General features: G+C 51.4%; 24 protein-coding genes, 2 tRNA genes and 1 pseudogene. 14 read left to right on the top strand and 13 right to left on the bottom strand.

The features are described 5' to 3' along the window. Positions 1 to 23 precede the first annotated feature (23 nt). Complete coding sequence (gene thsA, locus OS112_10970) at positions 24 to 1,628, top strand: thermosome subunit alpha (protein ID WAC04956.1); 1,605 nt, start codon at positions 24 to 26, stop codon at positions 1,626 to 1,628. Between the two features lie 12 nt (positions 1,629 to 1,640). Here thsA and OS112_10975 read toward each other — a convergent pair whose 3' ends face one another. After that, complete coding sequence (locus OS112_10975) at positions 1,641 to 1,853, bottom strand: thiamine S protein (GenBank protein WAC04957.1); 213 nt, start codon at positions 1,851 to 1,853, stop codon at positions 1,641 to 1,643. Between the two features lie 46 nt (positions 1,854 to 1,899). Here OS112_10975 and OS112_10980 point away from each other — a divergent pair. The 4 genes from OS112_10980 to OS112_10995 all read left to right on the top strand — a co-directional run bounded on the left by OS112_10980 (position 1,900) and on the right by OS112_10995 (position 3,153). Then, positions 1,900 to 1,984: transfer RNA gene (locus OS112_10980), tRNA-Ser, on the top strand. A 279-nt stretch (positions 1,985 to 2,263) separates the two neighbouring features. Further along, a complete protein-coding gene (locus OS112_10985; GenBank protein ID WAC04958.1) occupies positions 2,264 to 2,476 on the top strand; it encodes a cation transporter in 213 nt (70 codons plus the stop codon). An 86-nt stretch (positions 2,477 to 2,562) separates the two neighbouring features. Beyond that, on the top strand, positions 2,563 to 2,739 hold the full coding sequence (locus OS112_10990; GenBank protein WAC04959.1) for a hypothetical protein: 177 nt from the start codon (positions 2,563 to 2,565) through the stop codon (positions 2,737 to 2,739). Between the two features lie 213 nt (positions 2,740 to 2,952). Beyond that, positions 2,953 to 3,153 carry a hypothetical protein gene (locus OS112_10995; protein WAC04960.1) on the top strand — a complete coding sequence of 67 codons (201 nt, stop codon included), beginning with the start codon at positions 2,953 to 2,955 and terminating at the stop codon, positions 3,151 to 3,153. 73 nt (positions 3,154 to 3,226) lie between these two features. On the opposite strand, the gene OS112_11000 is transcribed toward OS112_10995, so the two are convergent. From OS112_11000 to OS112_11010, 3 genes are all read right to left on the bottom strand, one after another. Beyond that, positions 3,227 to 3,445: a hypothetical protein gene (locus tag OS112_11000; GenBank protein WAC04961.1), complete on the bottom strand. Its 219-nt coding sequence runs from the start codon at positions 3,443 to 3,445 to the stop codon at positions 3,227 to 3,229. 2 nt (positions 3,446 to 3,447) lie between these two features. Beyond that, positions 3,448 to 3,891, bottom strand: coding sequence for a cupredoxin domain-containing protein (locus OS112_11005; protein ID WAC04962.1), 444 nt, complete (start codon positions 3,889 to 3,891; stop codon positions 3,448 to 3,450). A 99-nt stretch (positions 3,892 to 3,990) separates the two neighbouring features. Then, positions 3,991 to 4,404 (bottom strand): cupredoxin domain-containing protein, encoded by a 414-nt coding sequence (locus OS112_11010; protein ID WAC04963.1) that lies wholly within the window; start codon positions 4,402 to 4,404, stop codon positions 3,991 to 3,993. A 169-nt stretch (positions 4,405 to 4,573) separates the two neighbouring features. Between OS112_11010 and OS112_11015 the strand changes: the two genes are divergently transcribed. Then, positions 4,574 to 5,140: a flavodoxin family protein gene (locus OS112_11015; GenBank protein ID WAC04964.1), complete on the top strand. Its 567-nt coding sequence runs from the start codon at positions 4,574 to 4,576 to the stop codon at positions 5,138 to 5,140. A 233-nt stretch (positions 5,141 to 5,373) separates the two neighbouring features. Here the strand turns inward: OS112_11015 and OS112_11020 are convergent, their stop codons facing one another. Then, entirely contained in the window at positions 5,374 to 6,255 is an 882-nt protein-coding gene (locus tag OS112_11020) for a VIT1/CCC1 transporter family protein (GenBank protein ID WAC04965.1), read from the bottom strand. 17 nt (positions 6,256 to 6,272) lie between these two features. Beyond that, the gene (locus tag OS112_11025) at positions 6,273 to 8,423 is read right to left on the bottom strand and encodes a DEAD/DEAH box helicase (protein ID WAC04966.1); all 2,151 of its coding nucleotides are present in this window, start codon (positions 8,421 to 8,423) and stop codon (positions 6,273 to 6,275) included. A gap of 77 nt (positions 8,424 to 8,500) precedes the next feature. Between OS112_11025 and OS112_11030 the strand changes: the two are divergent. Together OS112_11030 and OS112_11035 are read left to right on the top strand one after the other, a co-directional pair. Next, positions 8,501 to 8,677, top strand: a pseudogene (locus OS112_11030) (sodium:solute symporter family protein). A gap of 205 nt (positions 8,678 to 8,882) precedes the next feature. Next, complete coding sequence (locus tag OS112_11035) at positions 8,883 to 9,221, top strand: 4a-hydroxytetrahydrobiopterin dehydratase (GenBank protein WAC04967.1); 339 nt, start codon at positions 8,883 to 8,885, stop codon at positions 9,219 to 9,221. Between the two features lie 36 nt (positions 9,222 to 9,257). On the opposite strand, the gene trxA is transcribed toward OS112_11035, so the two are convergent. Further along, positions 9,258 to 9,680 carry a thioredoxin gene (trxA, locus tag OS112_11040; protein ID WAC04968.1) on the bottom strand — a complete coding sequence of 141 codons (423 nt, stop codon included), beginning with the start codon at positions 9,678 to 9,680 and terminating at the stop codon, positions 9,258 to 9,260. A 116-nt stretch (positions 9,681 to 9,796) separates the two neighbouring features. Here trxA and OS112_11045 point away from each other — a divergent pair. Then, a tRNA-Met gene (locus tag OS112_11045) sits at positions 9,797 to 9,871 on the top strand. 90 nt (positions 9,872 to 9,961) lie between these two features. On the opposite strand, the gene purF is transcribed toward OS112_11045, so the two are convergent. The 3 genes from purF to OS112_11060 are packed head-to-tail and all read right to left on the bottom strand — an operon-like array spanning position 9,962 to position 11,829. Then, on the bottom strand, positions 9,962 to 11,389 hold the full coding sequence (gene purF / locus OS112_11050; GenBank protein WAC04969.1) for an amidophosphoribosyltransferase: 1,428 nt from the start codon (positions 11,387 to 11,389) through the stop codon (positions 9,962 to 9,964). Between the two features lie 12 nt (positions 11,390 to 11,401). Next, on the bottom strand, positions 11,402 to 11,584 hold the full coding sequence (locus OS112_11055) for a 50S ribosomal protein L37e (GenBank protein WAC04970.1): 183 nt from the start codon (positions 11,582 to 11,584) through the stop codon (positions 11,402 to 11,404). 11 nt (positions 11,585 to 11,595) lie between these two features. After that, positions 11,596 to 11,829, bottom strand: coding sequence for an RNA-binding protein (locus OS112_11060; protein ID WAC04971.1), 234 nt, complete (start codon positions 11,827 to 11,829; stop codon positions 11,596 to 11,598). A gap of 199 nt (positions 11,830 to 12,028) precedes the next feature. Here OS112_11060 and OS112_11065 point away from each other — a divergent pair, with 199 nt between their 5' ends. From OS112_11065 to OS112_11075, 3 genes are all read left to right on the top strand, one after another. Further along, a complete protein-coding gene (locus OS112_11065; GenBank protein WAC04972.1) occupies positions 12,029 to 12,526 on the top strand; it encodes an RNA-binding protein in 498 nt (165 codons plus the stop codon). Positions 12,527 to 12,639: 113 nt separating this feature from the next. Then, positions 12,640 to 13,008 carry a cell division protein SepF gene (sepF, locus tag OS112_11070; GenBank protein WAC04973.1) on the top strand — a complete coding sequence of 123 codons (369 nt, stop codon included), beginning with the start codon at positions 12,640 to 12,642 and terminating at the stop codon, positions 13,006 to 13,008. A gap of 4 nt (positions 13,009 to 13,012) precedes the next feature. Continuing rightward, positions 13,013 to 13,543, top strand: coding sequence for a ZPR1 zinc finger domain-containing protein (locus OS112_11075; GenBank protein WAC04974.1), 531 nt, complete (start codon positions 13,013 to 13,015; stop codon positions 13,541 to 13,543). Here OS112_11075 and purM read toward each other — a convergent pair. Both purM and OS112_11085 read right to left on the bottom strand, forming a co-directional pair. Continuing rightward, positions 13,540 to 14,532, bottom strand: coding sequence for a phosphoribosylformylglycinamidine cyclo-ligase (gene purM / locus OS112_11080; protein ID WAC04975.1), 993 nt, complete (start codon positions 14,530 to 14,532; stop codon positions 13,540 to 13,542). The two genes, OS112_11075 and purM, sit on opposite strands and share 4 nt — an antisense overlap. Continuing rightward, positions 14,525 to 15,925 carry an aspartate kinase gene (locus tag OS112_11085; GenBank protein WAC04976.1) on the bottom strand — a complete coding sequence of 467 codons (1,401 nt, stop codon included), beginning with the start codon at positions 15,923 to 15,925 and terminating at the stop codon, positions 14,525 to 14,527. Before OS112_11085 ends, purM begins: the two co-directional genes overlap by 8 nt. 61 nt (positions 15,926 to 15,986) lie before the next feature. Here OS112_11085 and OS112_11090 point away from each other — a divergent pair, with 61 nt between their 5' ends. Together OS112_11090 and OS112_11095 are read left to right on the top strand one after the other, a co-directional pair. Next, on the top strand, positions 15,987 to 17,615 hold the full coding sequence (locus tag OS112_11090; GenBank protein WAC04977.1) for a fumarate reductase subunit A: 1,629 nt from the start codon (positions 15,987 to 15,989) through the stop codon (positions 17,613 to 17,615). Then, positions 17,612 to 19,072, top strand: a complete 1,461-nt coding sequence (locus OS112_11095) for a succinate dehydrogenase/fumarate reductase iron-sulfur subunit (protein WAC04978.1) — start codon at positions 17,612 to 17,614, stop codon at positions 19,070 to 19,072. The genes OS112_11090 and OS112_11095 overlap by 4 nt, the downstream gene beginning before the upstream one ends. A 10-nt stretch (positions 19,073 to 19,082) precedes the next feature. Here OS112_11095 and OS112_11100 read toward each other — a convergent pair whose 3' ends face one another. Next, positions 19,083 to 20,246 carry an FAD-dependent oxidoreductase gene (locus OS112_11100; GenBank protein ID WAC04979.1) on the bottom strand — a complete coding sequence of 388 codons (1,164 nt, stop codon included), beginning with the start codon at positions 20,244 to 20,246 and terminating at the stop codon, positions 19,083 to 19,085. Positions 20,247 to 20,266 lie beyond the last annotated feature (20 nt).

The raw sequence follows: 20,266 nt of genomic DNA on the forward strand, positions 1-20,266 counted from the left end.
TTTACAGCATCGGAGGATCTAGTATGTTAGCTGGACAACCAATTATCATTTTAAAAAGCAATGTAGAGCGTAATTACGGGAAAGAAGCCCAGCGCTCGAATATTACTGCCGCAAAGGCAATCGCGGGAGCCGTACGGACTACGCTTGGTCCGCGAGGCATGGACAAGATGCTCGTCGGGTCAACCGGTGATATCGTGATCACGAACGATGGTGCCACGATCCTGCAGGAGATCTCCGTTCAGCACCCGGGCGCAAAGATGGTGATCGAGGTCGCAAAGACGCAGGACGATGAAGTAGGCGACGGGACAACGACTGCCGTTATCCTTGTGGGAGCGTTCATGGAACAGGCAGAAACCCTCCTTGATCAGGGTATTCACCCGACCGTTATTGCACAAGGATACCGGCTTGGCATGGAGAAGGCGATCGAGATCGTTGACGGGCTCTCGCTGAAAGTGGACCCGGCAGATAAGAAGATACTTGCAAAAATCTGCGATACCGCAATTACCGGGAAGTCCATCGAAGCAGTCAAGGGAAAACTCGACGGGATTATTGTCGACGCCGTTGCCGCAGTCGTCCAGAAGGTCAACGGGAAGATCACCATTGACGAGGACGATGTGATGGTGAAGAAGCAGCGCGGGCAGGCAATGGACGATGCTGAGCTGATCCACGGTGTTGTGATCGATAAAAAACGAGTTCATGAGGGTATGCCAAAGAAAGTGACCAAGGCAAAAGTCGCTCTCATCGCAACCCCGCTCGAGATCACCAAGACACAGGTGAAGGCAAAGATCAAGATCTCGACTGCACAGCAGATCGCAGCGTTCTCCGTGCAGGAAGGCGAGGCATTGAAGAAACTGGCGGATTATGTCATTGACAGCGGTGCAAATGTACTCCTTTGTCAGAAAGGTCTTTCGGATCCAGTACAATTCCACCTTGCAAAAGCCGGCGTGCTTGCCATTGAAGACGTACCGGAAAGTGACATGAAGTATGCTGCACAGGCACTGAATGGAACTGTCGTCAACAAGCCTGAAGACTTGTCCGCAAAAGATCTTGGAACCGCCGAGACTGTTGAGGAAGACAACAATGTCGATATCATCAGGTTCAGCGGCTGCAAAAACCCCAAGGCAATCACAATCCTTTTGCGAGGTTCGAGCGATTATCTCCTCGATGAGCTTGAGCGTGCGGTAAACGATGGCAAACGCGTCGTCATGGACGCGATGGAAGACGGCACCTTTGTCGTTGGTGGATCTGCAGTAGAGATCGAACTTCTTATGAAGATCAAGGATTATGCAGCCAGTGTTGGCGGACGCGTCCAGCTCGCGCTCGAAGCCTATGCTGCGGCATTCGAATCCATTCCCCGTACACTCGCGGAGAACTCCGGTTACAATCCAATCGACAAGCTCGTCGATCTCAAGACCGCCCATGCAAAGGGTAAGAAAAATGCTGGCCTGAACGTCTATACCGGAGATATCATCGACATGCATGCAGAGGGTGTCTTTGAACCCCTCCGTTCAAAACGTCAGGCAATCCAGAGCGCATCAGAAACTGCTGCCATGCTCGTGCGCGTGGACGATATGATGATCACCCAGCAGAAGATGCCCGCGGGGATGCCAGGCGCCCCGATGGGATAATCTGATCCCTTGTCAACCCCGTGAACAGGTCAGTACAATATCCACCTTTTTTTCCCTGATGGGAGCGTCCTGCGGGATGCTTTTGTTATTTTCACCGATGATGAGAACCGTGTCTGGATTGATCCCGATCTGTTTCAGTGCATCCTCATATGTACTGCCATCAACACCCGCATACTCAAGCACATTCCCGTCCGGCCTGACCGCCAGCCTGCAGTAAACAGTCACAAGAATAACTATTATAGGAATCAGTGTAAAAATGATCTGAACCGGTGCCGAGGTAGTCTAGCCCGGTAAGGCGATGGTCTCGAAAACCATTGGTGCCCTGCACCTCGGGAGTTCAACTCTCCCCCTCGGCGTTGGAAAAGTTAATCGTTTCTCTATGCCTTTTGGTGTTCACCCTGTTCTTTGTTCCAGTTTTTCTCAATTTAATGATAAAGGACGAATTCCTTTTGTGGGATAACTATAGAGTGGCGCCGTTACCCGGCCAGAATAAACAGAATGCCTTGAAGATATCGGATACTGACAAGCAAGTGACAAAACCCATGTAATTTTCTCCGGTAGATACCAGAGCGCTTTCCCATCTCAAGAAAAAGACCGCAAGGATCTCCGTCATATCCAATACCGGCCTTGTCTTGATGAAATTTGTTGTCGGGTATGCTATATGCTCCATCAGTATTATATCGGAGGCGATCCACTCCCCCATGTACCTACTTGCCACCCTGATCGCCTTCTTCTCGGTACGCAAATCAGCTGAACCTCCCGATGCCGCACATTCATTTGGTCATGGGAAATTCGAGGACGTCCCAGGGCCTAATGAGGCACTGCTATCTTTGTCGCTGCGATCCTGATCATCCGGGAGGCCGTGACAAAAATCATGAGCGAGCCGTCGGAACCGTTTTAGCATAATCTTCTCGTTGCCGGTATTGTCCTTGTCATGCCCGGAAAAGTCTCCGTAAAAGAATCCCATGACTTTTCAGATCACCCTAAATCCGAAATCAAGATCGAATTTCCCCGGTTAAACATCACGATTCATATCGAGCCATGTAATGGGGGGTGTACCCGCTGCGGCTTGTTCTGCATGTTTTTCGATAAACAAAAATTGCAGGAATGATAAATAGACAGAAATTCGGGGTTTTTTACTAGTTTTCAACAGAATTTTTGCCCAACCCGATCATGATGGCAGATGACTGCATAGTATCCTAAAAAAAATTAAATAGTGGATTGTTCAAGTATGTTCTGCTATTGGTTGTTTTCGATGAGCCTGCCCTTGACGGTGCCAGAGTTCCGAAAACCAATTTCTCTGAATGCCTGAAGTGATACTATCATGAGGACCAGAAGGAATAAACCGCCGGTGTCCGGAGGGGCGAGATCGTTTCGGGCAGTCCGACGCCTTAACCTCAACCGCACATATGTCCCAATAAAAATAGGGGTGGTTGCAGGCTATATCCTTCTTGCGATGCTCTCGGCATCCACATCAATGTTCGGTATCCTTGTCGGTGCGATGCTCAGGATTGCAGGGTTCTGAAAGTTGGCTTGAAGACCCCATTCAAGCAACTTTTTACCCAGGGGTCAAATCATTTTGATGATATTTCCCGTTTTTAAAAATATACCAGAACTCCAAGCATTCCATGAAGAAATGCAAGGAAAATGGAGAGAACCGCAAGCCGGGGATGCCATATAAAAGGAATGTTATTGATTCCTTTCATATTCAGAATGGCTATCAAAGCCGTAGTGAAAAACGAGAGAAGAGTAACAATTCCCAGATACATAATAAGAGGTTTGCCGAAGAGAAGAGAATATGAGATTTCTGTAAACATGGTCACTCCACGATCACGGTTCCGGTCATCTCAGGATGGATTTTACAATAATATGGATATGTTCCCGGTTTATCGAATTTATTGCTCCAGGACTGCGCAGAGGATAGGACGGTTGAGTCAAGGGTGGTGTCCCGCCCGTCCTTATCAACGAAAATGATCCGGTGCGGTGCAGAATCCTGGTTTTCCCAGCGCACAATTGATCCGCTCTTCACGGTCATAGTCCGGGGGGTGAATGCAAAATTTTTAATTGTGATGGTATTTCCCGACACCGATGCCTGGCTGATGGGTGTTGGGACTGTTGTAGCAAGCAATGATGAAACGGTCTGCGCCGGAACCCCAATTGTTGGAGTTACCTGTGGCTGTACCGGCTCCGCTGCCTGCATACAGCCGGCACAAAGGACCGCTGCACCGATGAGAGAGATTGAGAGGAGGGAGAGGATTCTCATACCACACTATCGTTTAAAGCAAGCCATATATATTGTGGAGGAGGGTGCCAGACATGCATCTTCCCATGTATCAAAGAGGGATCTGCACTCGATTTTTTCTCATTCCACAAGAACCGTCCCTTTCATATATGAATACTGTTTGTCGGTATAGACATACCGGCCTGGCGCTGTGAACGCGTTACTGAATGTCTGCCCTGTTGCAAGAGGACCTGAGTCAAATCTCATGATATCACTACCCAGATAAGTAACCGTGTGAGTTCGGGGATCCTCATTTGTCCAGACAACCGTAGTCCCGACTTTGACGGTAATAAAGTCCGGGTCAAAGTTGTTTTCCTTAATCCGGATAGGAATGGTTACACCGGATCCACCTGAATGGGCAATTGTCTGGGGAGATATTGTCATCATCGCTGCGGTGGGCGATGTGGTTACCGGTGATGCCGGGGACATCGTCATACACCCACAACTGATGAGGGCAAGTACAATCAGGAGCCCTAAAGGAATCGCAAGTTTCATACGAATAAGGTACCCTGACTAATAATTTAATATAATCTCCGGTGCTTTTTAGATACATCATTTGTTCAACCTGATGATTGCATCGCAGTGAATTTTGAATAGTATGCAAGGATACAGGGATTTAATATTCCAAATGTCCAATCCTTGTGGCAGAAATAAGGTGGCACCGATGAAAAAAGTCCTCATTATCTGCGGAAGCCCACGTCCTGATGGCAATACAGCGCAAATTGCACAAGAGTGTGCTAATGTGATTGAAAGCAATGGTGTGTCTGCAGAGGTCATATCGTTTGCCGGAAAAAAGATAGAGTCGTGCACCGCCTGCTACCAGTGCAAGGATCTTGGGGAATGCGTCATCGATGACGGACTCAACGAAGTCATAAAAAAACTTCGCAAAGCACATGGATTCATCATCGCATCTCCGGTATATTTCGGCACAGCCCGTGGCGATGTGATGTCAGCGCTCCAGAGGATCGGTATGGTCTCGATGGCATCAGACGGATTCCTTTCAGGAAAAGTCGGCGGACCGATTGCAGTTGCACGAAGGGGTGGGCATACCGCGACCATCCAGGAGCTGCTGATGTTCTACCTGATCAACGACATGATTGTGGTCGGGTCAAACTACTGGAACATGGTCTTTGGCAGAGACCCGGGTGAGATCTGGAGAGATGACGAGGGTATTGCCACAATCCGGGTCTTTGCCGGAAATGTTGCTAGTCTTGTCAAAAAACTTGGTTAAATGGTTACGCTTTGTCAGAATCTTCCCGCATTTCTCACTTTTTTTAAAAAAATCAATGTGCAATATTCTCCTCCAATAGGCTCTGGAGTCCAACAGGATCTGCTCTCCTCCCCGGATCCAAGACTTGATATTAATGGTGTATACGGTTCTGGAGGGATCCGGCCACTACCAATCCTCATTCTTACAGGATAACCTTGGGCCTTGTAACCGATCCATATTGCTCAAGAGAGAGATTAAACATCCACGTGCAGAACGAGGCGGATTATTATCCCGATCACAAATGAGATCCCCGCGATCCCCATGCTGATGGCCACCATCTCACCAAACCTTCGGATAAACGGCAGATCCTTTGCCACGGATATATAAAACGTAAACAAAAAGATCACGAGTACTGCGGCACCAAGGGTAAGGGGCAGGGCGATATAAGGATTGGAAAGGAGAAGGAAGGGAAGGATCAGCAGGGCAACAGTCATGAGATAGGTGATGCCGGTATACAGCGAGGCTTTCAGCGGGTTTTTGGATCCGCTTTCTGATTTCTGTGACAGGTACTCGGATGCTGCCATCGAGAGAGATGCGGCAACCCCCATGATAAGCCCGGCAATTGCTATTACCTGAGAGTTCTGGATAGCAAATGTGAGCCCGGCAAGTGAGCCCGTGAACTCAACAAGCGCATCGTTTAAACCCAGCACGACAGAACCGACATAGTGGAGACGCTCTTCATCCAAAAGCCCGATCAACTCCCGTTCATGGGCTTCCTCGTGGGCTAGGATTTCCTTTACTTCCGGGATGATCGTCCCGAGGTCGTGGTAGACCAGCTGGGCGCGTTTCTCTATTCCCTCCATCAGCTTGATCGAAAAGGTAATACCAAGGACACGTGCGAGGAGATAATAAAACCAGACCCGCAATACATCCGGTGCGACATCGCGTGACGTATACTTTTTCCAGATCAGGTAATGTTCGTATTCCTGCGATGCAATCCGCGACAGTACTTCACGGTTATGGCTGTCACTAACTGAACCTGCAATCATTGTGTATATCCGGTGCTCGGTGATCTCCCCCCTCTGGAATGTGGTGATTTTATCAAGGGAAAGAGTGCCCAATGGATCTTTGTTCATGAAGTGTCTCCTCCCTGCTATGTGATACCTGTTTTATTATCAACAAACCCTTTAACAATAGATACCGGAACCTTACGGATTGTCTCAATAAACTCTTCAACATGGTAATGCTCCGAGAGTGCCATATCCTGCAGGACAGGTTCTGGCAGCACCATACCGAACTTCCACGATTCTGCAGGTAGTGCTGCCAGTCGTGCACCGATGGAATCACGGTCAAGGGTTTTGATTGCATACAACGCTTGCTCAACCTGTACTGCCCCTCCATCCTTTTCCACGTTCCTTGCAAGAACAATAAAATCGCTGTACCGCACTTTTGCCCGTTTTCCAAGCTCCTGCGAGAGCAGGATCGTGAGGAGCCGGTTGAATTGGATCCCATAGAGCGAAAGTACGACCACGTCAATACGATTCCCCGACCTGCGCTCCCAGATTACAAGCCCTGTCGGGGGAATTCCAGAAGGCATGCGCCGGATCCGTTTATCCAGTATCTCCTGCTCATGGTTAAGCAGCGGGAGCCGGGTTCCCCCCCTTGAAACGATCTTCTGGACCGAATCGCAAACAAGAGGTGAAAATCCGGCTTGTCCGCCTCCAGTCCAGAATGCCCGGGATGTCTGTTCGGTGCCGGGTACGACCACCACGAGATTGTGACCCTCGTCGCACTTCACCATCGACCAGACCTTACCACCTAACGAGAACTCACCGGCCGACCGACTCGAAACGAACCGGGCATCCAGCTTTCCGATCAATTCCCCATCGGGGGTTACTGCACGGTATTCCCCGACCCCGGTGATTACCGAGTACAGATCCTTCCAGTTCGAGTTCCCGAATGTCCGTTCAGCCTGTTCACCAATCATCAGCATGTCACCATCAGTTGAGAGGTATCCTTTTATTATTGCATGATTGACGACCTGCCGGATTGTAGACATTGGAATACGTGAAAACGGGGGAAATGCACGCAGGGTGCGCTCAAGCTGTTTCAGCGTTGTCCGGCCTGTACGGTGAACGAACAAAAACATCTGCTGGACAAGCACGTTATACGGACGTTGCTGCGGGTGGAGCGGTTCGACTGCTCTTTTCATGGCGCTTTCAATGATGGCGGTGCTGCAGAGCAGTTCGCAGGCATCGCGCAGGACCCATGCGACATATGCCGATTTTCCTCGCCTGCCACTCCTGCCCATCCGTTGCAGGAACGATGAGACCGAGTTCGGCGGACCCAGCTGTACGACTACGTCAAGGTCGCCGATATCGATCCCCAGTTCGAGTGTGCTCGTGCAGATGATACAGGCACCGCCCGATCTTGAGAACGCATCCTCCGCTTCCTTACGTACAGCTGATGAAAGCGAAGAGTGATGGATATATACATTCTCCATCCGGGGAGAGATCGCGTTCATAACATTCTCCGCATCGCGCCGACTGTTCACAAAAACAAGCGCTTTTTTATCCGCGACGATACGGACAACTGCATCAATCCGGTCTTTTTCCTCTGCTTCAATGACAAAGGAGAAACGTTTCTGCTTTGCTGAGGCCTGAACAGCGACCACCTCCTCATTATGACGGTGATCCGAGAGCCACCCGAGGATCTCGTCGGGGTTCCCCACAGTCGCAGAAAGTCCGATCCTCTGGACCGGGCGCTGCGCGATGCAGTCGATCCGGTACAGCAGTGTCTTTAAATGCACCCCGCGTTCAGACTCGACAAACGCATGCAGCTCATCAATTATGACAGCACGGAGATTTTTCAGTGCAGCGGCAAGCTTTGGTTCGTGGAGCAGTACTTCAAGAGACTCCGGGGTGATCATCAGGATGTGTGGCTTTTCCCCTTCCTTCCATGCCCGGTCGCCTTTCGGGACATCCCCATGCCATTTCATCACCACAAGTCCTGTGGGAATACAGAAGTCTGCGAACCGCTCCTCCTGGTCATTGATAAGCGCTTTGAGCGGCGAGATATACAGGCATGCGATCCCCTGCCGCCCTTCCCATAACAGGTCATCGATGACAGGAATCAGGGCGGCTTCCGATTTGCCCCCGGCTGTCGGGGCAATAACCAGCACGTCGCTTCCCTTTGATATGGCATAGTACGATAGTTCCTGCACCTCCCGAAGCTCAGTCCACCCAAGCCGCTGGGAGAGAACGGTCTGGAGCGATTCGTGGAGCAATGCAAATACCGATGCCATGTGTACAGTAGCATTTCGGTGGGGATGTTATGGGTTTTTGGTTCGGTTTTCCGGAGGTAAGGCTTCAATATCCCAGAAAGATTACTGTTGATATTGCATGAGGGAATGTATATGCAATCATCCCCTTGTTTATAAATCGGGCGATCCCGGATCTCTTTGTTGTCATCTTCATGCTAGCCCTGCTGTCGGCAGCAATGTCCATGTTGTTCTCACTTTATCATACGATGGGCACTACGCTCATCTGTGATATCTGGGATGGGGGGGTGACAAACGCTGCGATCGCGAGTATAGTCACCGGAGCGGTTATATGATTTGTGTGGATAGCATTTGTCTACGCAGCAGAGCAAAAACCACCGGGGATTTGCCGATATCAAAAAAATTCATTTTTCTCTTACTCCAATCCCTGATGGGATTGTTGAGAGGAAAAAACCTTTTTAGTTGTAAAAAGGACTGATCAGCATGGATCTCACCAAGGAAAAGATCATTACCTACCGAGTCGGTTCACCCCCCCTGACGCGGAAGGAGACCTTTGAGCTTCTCAAAGCCGTGCCTGGGTGGTCGCTCAATAACGGCCACCTCACCCACACCTTCACTTTTGAATCCAGTTCCGAGTCCCTGTCATTCATCAACGACGTTATGGGATTCTCACAGGCAGAGGGGCACCTTCCCGATGTCAACCTCAGGGAGGCGAGAATTGTAGAGGTCTCGTATTATACATATCCTGCTGGGGGACTCACGTGGAATGATTTTATAATGGCGGCAAAGTTAAACGAGAAAGGATATAGAAAACAGGAATAACCAATAAAAAAAACCTTTGAAATTTCTCTTTTCTCCTTAAACCCCAAAATTCCTCACAACCTTCGCATGGATCAATTCCTTTGGCACTGCCCCGATAAGCCGGTCTATCATCTGCCCGCTTGAGAAGAAGAGCAGGCAAGGGATTGCGGAGATGCCAAACTTCATCGCGAGCCGCTGGTTGTGATCGGTATCGCACTTTGCAAACGTGACTTTTCCCGCAAACTCCTGTGCAAGTTCCTCAACAATCGGGGCAACACGCCTGCACGGTCCGCACCACTCCGCCCAGAAATCGATCACGAGTGCCGGGTGCTGCTGCAGTACATGAGCAAAATGGACTTCGTCAACAGGTATCACGACAGCATGCCCGACAGCAGGTGCCGCTCTCTTTGCGGGATCGAACCGATCCCGAAGATCCTGCATTTTTTTCTCCCGTATCTTTGCAAGTTCATCATCTGCCATGATCCCATATTTACCAAAACCAAGTAATTAAGGAGCTGCAAGGGGATCAGGAGAGGAATGCGACGTGAGTAAACTATATCAGCGCAACCCTGCAATATATTAACCCTGATTACGGAAGCGAGGTAGGGTAGTCAGGATATCCCGACGGGCTCATAACCCGTAGACCGATGGTTCAAATCCATCCCTCGCTACTTCTTTTTTTGTAATGGTTATCCCGTTATGATAATGTAACTCGGGGATTTTTAAGTGAGATGTCCCAATAAAAATAAAAATCACTACATTTACAATTCCGCTTCAAACGATCCGAGGTTTGCCTGATACGTGCCCGCAATAAAATCTATCTGCGGGGTTATCCCCTCTTCACCATCGATGGGCAGTGGATAGCATCCGGTCAGGCAGCCGGTACAAAGGTGTTCCTTCCCACAGCCAATCGCCTCAACCAGTGCTTCGAGCGATATGTGGTGGAGCGATGATGCAGTAATGCTCTTGCGCACTTCCTCTTCTTTCTTGTCACTAGCGATCAGCTCCTGCCGTGTCGGCATGTCCACACCAAGATAACACGGTGCTTTAATCTGGGGCGAGCCGATCCGAACATGGACTTCGCGGGCACCAGCTTCCCGCATCATATCGATGATACGCTTTGATGTAGTTCCCCGCACGATGCTGTCATCAACAAGTACGACGGATTTGTCTGCGAGGTGCGCCTGGATTGGGTTGAGCTTGATCCGTACTGCTTTCTCACGCTGCCTCTGGTTTGGCATGATGAACGTCCGCCCCATGTACCGGTTCTTCATCAGGCTCTCGGCATAGGGCGTACCCGAGCGCCGTGCATACCCGATTGCATACGCGACCCCGGAATCCGGTACCGGCGAGACCGCATCCGCGGTAACCGGATCTTCGTCAAAGAGTTTTCCCCCTATAATACGGCGCACATCATATACCAGAACTCCGTCGATGACCGAGTCCGCACGCGAGAAGTAGATATATTCAAAGATGCAGTGGGCGTGGGTCCCTGCGACTGCGATCTGGGTGCAACGGATTCCCTCGTTGTCAATCCTTACAAGCTCCCCGGGTTTAATATCCCGCAGGAATTTCCCATTGAGCGCATCGACAGCAACACTCTCGGATGCGACCATGTATCCCCGTTCGGTTTTACCAAGGCAGTAAGGTTTAATCCCGAGCGGGTCACGGAACGCATACAGGACCCCGTCGATCATCATCACGACAGAATAGGAACCCTGCAACCGTTGCATGCACAAGTGGACTGCATCTTCGACACTTCCCGATTCGCTGATCTCATCGATTAGGATCCTTGCGATGATTTCCGTATCCGTGGTAGTGGTAAAGATCTGCCCCGACTGTTCGAATTCACTCCGGAGCTCGCGGGTATTGACAAGGTTTCCATTATGCGCAAGGGAAAAGGAGTGCGACTTGAACTGGAAGTTGAGTGGCTGGATATTTTCCGGGAGATTGGAACCGGTCGTGGGGTACCGTACGTGCCCGATGCCGGTCGTACCTTTCAATTCTTCAAGAACAGCCGGGGAAAAAACATCGGCGACAAGTCCTGCCCCCTTGAATTTATGCAGGGTTGTGCCATTGAAAGTGGATATTCCTGCGCTCTCCTGTCCGCGGTGCTGGAGCGCATACAGGGCATAATAAAGCTGGATGGACACACCGCCAGCATCCACGATGCCAACGATTCCACACATGGTACAGCCCTGTTAATGTGTCGGGATTTTTGGTCTCTTGTTGATCCACTTGTAGCTGCGAAGCTTGGTGCTTCTTCCAAACCCGCAGGCAGAACAGACTTTCTTCTGTGCGTGATACGAGATGCGGCCACACCGCCGGCAGGCGATATGGGTCTTCTTGTTCATTTTACCCATTGAGGGCGTGCCCTTTGACATTTATATTCACCTCAGGATTGTTCGATGGATGGCGATATGTAGATGACGTTATCCCCACGGACAATCAGCGTCCCGACCTTTTGAACCTGCCCGTTCTCCATCTCCTCTGCCTTGTCAAGGACAAGGTTCATGTGGACGTCATACCCCTGGAGAACACCACGGATTTCCCTTCCGCCCTTTAATGAAACGAGGACCGGCTGCCGGTTCAGCACCGAATCCAAAATATCCAACGGTCGTTTGGTCATATCATTACCCTGATACCATCGCTCTGGAGTATAATTGTGCGTGAGCAGGATACTTAAACATACCGTAGCACCTTATCCGAGATGATTTCTTCCGTCAATAGACAATTGAACCAGCGAAAGATTTTATTTTAAAGATAATGGGTTCATCACACCCTGTAAGAAACTATTTCTCACCAGAGCGGACACATTTGTCCAAATTATGAAAAAGTTTGTGATTAAAAAACGTCATACGATCCGAAAAGGACAGGTTGCAGAAATCTTTGCCCGCTTAAAGGAACAGATCGGCGAAGGCGCAGCACTGTTTTCCGCAGATACAATCGAGATCCTCGAGACCAGCACTGATCTTGCTTTTTACCTTGTCAACAAAAAACCGATGCTGATGGAGTATGGTGGCTGGATATTTCCCACACTCAGGGGAGCGATTGAAAGACCTTTTCCGCAGCGCCGGATCTCTGTTGATGCCGGTGCAATCCCTTATGTCGTCAACGGAGCTGATGTGATGCGTCCCGGCATAACCGGCGTAAGTCTGGATGTGTGTGCAAATGCCCCGGTCCAAGTGGTGGATGAGCGGCATAAAAAACCTCTTGCGATTGGTCTTGCGCTCTTTGACGCCACGCAGATCTGGAAGAGCGCCGCAGGAAAGATGTGCAAGAATGTTCATTACGTCGGTGATGAGATCTGGAACGTTGAACTCTGAACACCTGATAGTCCCATTTTTGGTTCCTTGTGCACGTTTCTGTGGTTCCGGAGCCTGTTTTTCGTCAACAAAGGATAGATACTATTAAATAAAATTCTTTATACAGTTTTGTTATGGTTAAAATCATAGATACGCTCCTTGGCAAGAGCTCCGGAAGCTCGGACGATGATTATATGGATCTGGACCTCACGTCCTATGAAGAACATGGCACCGGATCGCCAGCCCTCCTTGTAAAAATTGCAACCATCAGCGACCTCAAGGACACACCCCGGGTCAAAGATGAGGTATATTCCGGCAATATTGTGATCGTCGATATTTCCCGGCTCAAAATGGACAAAATATCTTATGAGCGGGTCTTAAAAGATTTAAAAGAGGTTGCAAAAGACGTCAACGGGGACATCATCGGACTCGGTGACCAGCGCTATGTTGTCCTGACGCCTATGTCCGTCAAGATTTCCCGCGACAAGATTGGCGGAGCATAAAAGAGTGCGCACCGTCGTTCCGGGCCCATGTCCATCCTGTGCAAACGAGATAGAATATCTATACCAGACCGAAAATATTCCATTTTTTTCTGACATCCTCCTCATCAGTGCGAACTGTCCATTATGTGGTTACCGGTATGTCGATACCCAGCTCCTCAAATCGGCTGAACCCTGCAGATACGAGTACTCATGTTCCGGCGCGGAGGATTTTGCGATCCGCGTAGTCCGAAGCATGACCGGGACAGTGAAGATTCCCGAGCTGGGGGTGCAGATCGACCCGGGGCCAGCCTGCGATGGATTTGTCACCAACATTGAGGGTGTCCTTGATCGGATCGAGCGTATCGTGCAGGGTACCCTTCTCTGGGCGGAGAACGAGGAGCGGGAAAACGCACAAGTGCTTCTCGGTAAAATCAGACGGGCGCGCGAGGGGACGTTCCCGTTTACCCTGATTATCGAAGACCCTTCGGGTAACAGTGCCATCATTTCGGAAAAAGTGAGAAAATCACCACTTCACGCTGACACAAAAAATTGTTAGGTGATCTCGATATCTCCAAGCCAGACCCCGGGCTTATGACGGATCTCCCCCACTAATTTTGCACCTGCAACTTCCCGCATGACACAGTCAACACCCGATTTTGGCACTATATACGCAAACCCCATCCCCATGTTGAATGTGCGGTACATCTCGACTGTTTCAATCCCTCCGTTCTCCTGGATCCAAGTAAAGATCTCCGGAGGTTTGATCGGGTCAGTAAAGTAGAACCCATGGGGACTCAGTCGTTTGAAATTGAGTAAACCTCCCCCAGTGACATGACACATGCCATGTATGGTGCACCGCTGTGCAACCCGCAGGGTTTCAGCATAAATCCGGGTCGGGGTAAGAAGTTCCTCGCCGAGAGTCTTTTTGTTGGAAAGCCGGGTCTCAAAATCTGCATGTTCTTCCGCGACACTACGGGCAAGCGTGAGCCCGTTGCTGTGGATTCCGGTGGAGGGCACACCAATGATGGCATCGCCGGGTTTAATTTTTTCACCGGTCACAACCCGGTCTTTCTTCTGGATGCCAAGGCATGTCCCGGCTAGGTCGAGCCCGTTGACCAGCCCCTTGAGTGTCGCCGTCTCTCCTCCTACGATATCGATATTTGACTGCCGTGCGCCTTCATTCAGGCCTATGCCAATCTGTGACATCTTCTCCGCAGAGAGCCTGTCGGTGGCGATGTAGTCTACAAATGCAACTGGTTCAAGGTTCATGACATAGAGGTCATTGACATTCATCGCAACGCAGTCGATACCCACGGTGGTCCAGTCCTGCATCATGTCTGCGACAAGCATCTTGGTGCCAACCCCATCAGTTGTGAGGGCGAGTACATTATCGCCAAATTCCAAAAGACCGGCATAATGCCCGACCTTCCCGGTCATCCTGGGAGAGCCAGTGCGCCTGAAGGTGAGATTTTTTATCAACGACTTTATTGCGGTTGCTTCAAGGTCGATGTCCACTCCCGCATCTGCATAGGAGCGGCTACTCATCCGATGCCTCCGAGAGCCGGAACTCATCGTGGAGAACCCGGACAGCGCGTGGACCGTCCTCCTGCCGGACCACAAACGAGATATTTGCCTCACATGACCCCTGGGAGATCATCATCACGTTGATTCCCTCGCGGCCAAGTGCTGTGAAGATCCGGCCACCGGTTCCCGGTGCACCCACCATACCCGATCCAACGACTGCAACAGCTGCTACATTCCGGTTCTCGATCACTTCCCTCACGATCCCTTGTTTTACAAGAGGGCTCAGCGCTTCGGTCGCGACCGGAAGATGCGATTCGTCGATAATCAGCGAGATATTTGCCTCTGACGAACCCTGTGAAATCATCATCACGTTCACCTCGCGGTCGGCGAGTGCAGAGAAGATTGCCTGTGCAACACCAGGGCGACCGATCATCTGTGCCCCGTTAATGTTCACCGATGCGACCTTCTCTATGTATGTCAGGGCTTTGACAACCCGGTTATCGCGCTTCTGGTTGCGCACGATGGTTGTCCCGGGATGCGACGGGTTGAACGTGTTCTTGACCCGCACAAGGATATTCTTGCGCATCGCCGGTTCAATCGAACGGGGGTGCATAACCTTTGCACCAAAGAACGAGAGCTCCATCACTTCAAGATAGGAGAGCTCAGGCATCACCCGGGCATTGTTGATCACCCGCGGATCAGATGTCATGATCCCATCGACGTCAGTCCAGATCCAGATCTCGTTTGCATCGATACCGGCACCAATGATCGATGCCGAGTAATCCGAACCGCTCCTCCCAAGCGTCGTGACAATTCCCGTGGCAGTGCATCCCATGAACCCCATGATGACCGGAACAGAATTTTTCACAACCGCACCGAGCCGTCGGCGGACCCGTTCATCACAATCCGGTAATGCCGTGGATTCTCCGTGCTGGGGTGTCGTCACGATGCCCGCCTCACAGCCATCCAGCACCACCGAGGGAATCCCCCGTTCTTCCAGAGCTGCCCCGATGATTGGGGCAAGAAGCCGCTCACCATAGGAAATAATGTAATCCTTTGAGCGGGGGGTCAGCTCCCGCAGGTTATGCACGGCATGAAGGATATTATTGAGGTCCCGTAGCCGCTCCTCGATGATCGGCCCGACCTCATTGATATAATCCGGGGCGGCACCCTTGAGTGTTGTCATGTGACGGGTGCGCAGGGATTGGATCAGGGGTTCGATCGCAGATTCGTCTTTGCTTTCCGGAAGTTTCACAGCGATCTCGATGAGCTGGTCGGTGACCCCCCGCTGTGCTGACACGACGACCGCGAGTTCGTCACCTTGTCTGTGGTGGTGTTCCAGAATATCAACAACGCGGGCGATACACGGGGCATCGGCAACAGAAGTCCCGCCAAATTTCATTAAAAGTCTCATGGCTTTCTCACTCGTGCTGTGCCATTTATTTATGATAGTATACACCCCACAGAGTAATAAGATGCGTGCAGATGAGGGTGGAACGGATTGCCATGTGCTGGTGATTGGCAGCGGTGGCGCAGGAGTGCGTGCAGCAATCGAAGCGTCAGCATATGGCGATGTTGTGCTCATCTCCAAAACGATTGTTGGAAAGGGAGGATGTACCCCGATGGCAGAGGGGGGCTACAATGCCGTACTCCGGGAACAGGACTCCTGCGGGATCCATTTCGAGGACACGATGAAAGGGGGTGCGTTCCTCAACGACCCGGATCTTGTAAAAATACTTGTTGCCGAGTCCCCGCAGCGGATGGATGACCTGATCCGCTGGGGCGCAGTCTTTGACGTGACAGAGGACAGCAAGGTTGCCCAGCGCCCGTTCGGGGGACAGCGGTTCCCGCGGACATGCTATGCCGGCGACCGTACCGGTCACGAGATGATGACGACACTTGTGGAACGGCTCAACGGACTTCCGGTCGAGACGCTGGCCGATACAACGGTTATCGATCTTCTCAAAGACGGCGACCGCGTCATAGGGGCATGCGCACTGGATGAAAAGGGTGATCTGATCACCATAACAGCAGACAGTACCATCCTTGCAACTGGGGGAGGGACGCGGGTGTTTGACATCTCCACAAATTCGGCAAGCGGGACCGGAGACGGCTATGCAATCGGGTACCGGGCCGGGGCGGAACTGATCGATATGGAGATGGTGCAGTTCCACCCGACCGGTGCGGTCTTCCCGTATGACGCACGCGGGAGGCTTGTTACTGAGGCGGTGAGGGGTGAGGGGGGCGTCCTTAAGAACATGCTCGGTGAGCGGTTCATGAAACAGTATGACCCGGAACGGATGGAGCTCTCCACCCGTGACGTGGTCGCACGGTCGATTGCCTCGGAGATTAACAAAGGGCGCGGCACGAAGAACGGCGGGGTGTATCTTGATGTCACCCACCTGCCCAGTGAACAGATCGAGAGCCGGCTTCCGGTGATGCTCGAACAGTTCCTCAAGTTCGGTGTTGACATCAGGACTGAACCGATGGAGGTGGCGCCAACTGCACACCATATTATGGGCGGACTCCGGATCACTCCGCGATGCGAGACAACACTCCCGGGGCTCTTTGCCTGTGGCGAGGTTTCGGGTGGAGTACATGGCGCAAACCGGCTCGGGGGTAACGCACTTGCGGAAACACAGGTTTTCGGGAGACGGGCTGGAGAATCTGCGGGAATGTCAGAAAAACGGATTAAAACCGTCAATGCCCTCCAAATAGAGGCTCAGCAGGAACGGCTCTTACGGTTCCTGGATGGGGCAACCAGACCTGTAACCGTTGCACAGCAACTCCAGCTCGCAATGTGGGAAGGGGCTGGGATCTTCCGGAATGCAAATGATCTCCGTTCAACTCTTGTAAAGGTGATGCACCTTCCCGCATCTGACCTTAAAGCTGAATCTGCACGTAACTATATTGAGTGCTGCACGGTTCAGAATATGTGCCTTACCGCATCGCTTATCTGCAAGAGCGCTCTCCTTCGCCCAGAGTCGCGGGGGGCACACGTGCGCACCGATATCTGCCATGCATGGGATGCAACTTCCTCGCCGTTTGCGCACACATACATATCGCAAGCCCGTGAAGGGATTGAGAGGAGGGTGTACACATGAACCGCCTTACCGTAGAGGTATACCGGTTCGATCCCACTACAGATACCAGTGGGAGGCTCGTCCCTTACACCGTTCAGATGAACGAAGGCGCCCGGGTTCTTCATGTGCTTCACGCGATCCACGATTCGATCGACCAGACGCTCTCGTACCGGTACTGCTGCGGATCCGGGCAGTGCGGAAGCTGTGCAGTGCAGGTAAACGGTGAACCGGTGCTAGCCTGCATGGAGGAGGCACGGGATGGCATGATCATCGAACCGTTAAAACTCGCGATAAAAAGAGACCTTGTTGTCGATCTCGCACAAAATCTTGACTCAATTGCATTCCTTACTCCAAAATCAGAGCTCGTGATGCCGGCAAAGGAAGAGATCGATGCGATAAAACCGCTCCGGAGCTGTATTGAATGCCTCTGCTGCGTCTCGGTGTGTCCCGCCATGGACGTGACAAAATTTCTCGGCCCCACGGCGATGCGACAGGAAATGCGGCTCACGCTTGACCCACGGGACTCAAAAGACCGGATCCCGGAAGCGGTTGAACAGGGTCTGTTCACCTGCACCTCCTGCCAGGCATGCTGGAAGGTATGCCCAAAGGATATCGAAATTCCGGGCAAAGCGATCGAGAAGCTACGTGCCCTCGCAAACAAAAAAGGTTTCACGCTCCCACGTCACCAGGAGGTGGCAGCACTTGTCAGGGAAACGGGAAGGAGCGTTACCCGCATTGAGCCGACATTTTTGGAACACGCAGGAGAGGTGCTGGAGCCTTTCGGTACAAGAATCCCCAAAACAACGATAGGTTTTTTTGTGGGGTGCATGTACAATATGCGCCTGCCAAAAACGGCGCTTGATGCCATGGAGGTCCTCAGACGCAATGGGTTCCGTATCATTATTCCCAAAGAGCAGGTCTGTTGTGGTTCACCGCTTATCCGGACCGGCCAGCTTGATTATCTCGATGCACTGAAACGGAAGAATATTGAAACATTCAGGTCCCGGGGGGTAGACGCCGTTATGACAATGTGTGCCGGGTGTGGTTCCACGCTGAAAAACGATTACAAGAATCTGCCGTTTACGGTCATGGACATCAACGAGGTGCTTACAAAATACGGAATTGAGCCCCCGGCACACCTGCCAATCAGGGCCACATATCATGATCCCTGCCATCTCCTTCGCGGGCAGGGTATCCGCGAACAACCCCGGCAGCTGATCCGGCAGGTCGTGGATCTTATTGAGATGCCCGCAATATGCTGCGGTTCAGGCGGGGGTGTGAAATCCGGAATGCCGGATGAGGCGGCCGCGCTTGGCAAACGAAGAGGCGAGGAGATTCAAAAGACAAAGGCGGATATCGTAATATCATCATGCCCGTTCTGCGAGTTCCATATTGCCGGACACACAGATCTCCCGGTAAAGAATATCGCAAGTATTCTGCTAGAAGGTTACAGGCAGAAAGATAAAAAAGGACAATAAATCCTGTTTTTTATGTATCCGGTCTCCTGTTCCGCATCACATAGCCATGTGCTTCAAGGGCAGCTTTTGCACCTTCGCCGGCAGCGATGACGATCTGTTTGCTCTTTACAGAAGTGACATCCCCCGCAGCGAAGATGCCGGGCACACTTGTGTGACAGTTGATATCGATTGCCACTTCGCCTCGTTCGTTGAGTGTGACAAGGTCTTTTACGATAAGGGTGTTTGGCTGCCAGCCAATTTCCACAAAGAGCCCGTCAACCTTGAGGGTCTGTTCGGCACCCTTATCATCCCTGATGGTAATTCCTGTCAGGAACCCGTCACCATGCAGTGCAGATATCTGTGCCGGCATATGGATCATGATGGAAGGTTTTGATTTAAGCATATCAAGATAAACTTCATCGGCGCGGATGCTTTTGCGCACGATCAGGCTGACCGATGCAGCAATGCTGCTCATCTCGACTGCGGTCTGGAGCGCGGAATTTCCGCCGCCCACAACTGCCACCTTCTTGCCTTGGTAGAGCGGCCCGTCGCATGTTGAGCAAACAGAAAGCCCGCGCCCGAGGTACTTCTCTTCGCCGGAGACTCCAAGGTTTTTGGGGTGGTTGCCCTGCGCAAGGATAATGCTGGTTGCAGAATAGGTTGCACCGGTTGCAGTTTTTACTGTGAAGATGTCCTCCTCCCTTGCGATCCCTTCGACACCGTCAAGTTCAAGCTGGATGTTTAAGGATCGCGCCTGTTCCTCAAACTTTTTCATCAGGTCTTCTCCCGTGACCATCCGGTAGCCCATATAGTTTTCAATTGCCCATGACTGCAGCGCCTGCCCCCCGATGTTTTCTGAGATTATGACTGTTTTGAGCATTTTGCGGGCGCAGTACATTCCCGCCGTAAGCCCCGCCGGGCCCGCACCGACGATCAGGACATCGAACTGCTGGCTTTTTTCTGTATCCCCGAATAATTCGTTGAGCCGCCGGGAATCAAAACCAACAATAATCTCATCATTGACAGTAATAACAGGAACCCCTCGTTGTCCTGATATAGCGACCATTTTTTTTGCCGCTTCGACATCATCCCCGACATCGATGCTGGTATAGGGCACATTGTTTTTGTCAAGGAATGCCTTAGTCATACGGCAGTACGGACAGTTTTTCGTGGAATAGACGCTGACCTTCTGCATCACACGGCGTGTGCCTTCAA

The organism is Methanoregula sp. (assembly GCA_026625165.1).
GTDB lineage: Archaea > Halobacteriota > Methanomicrobia > Methanomicrobiales > Methanospirillaceae > MVRE01.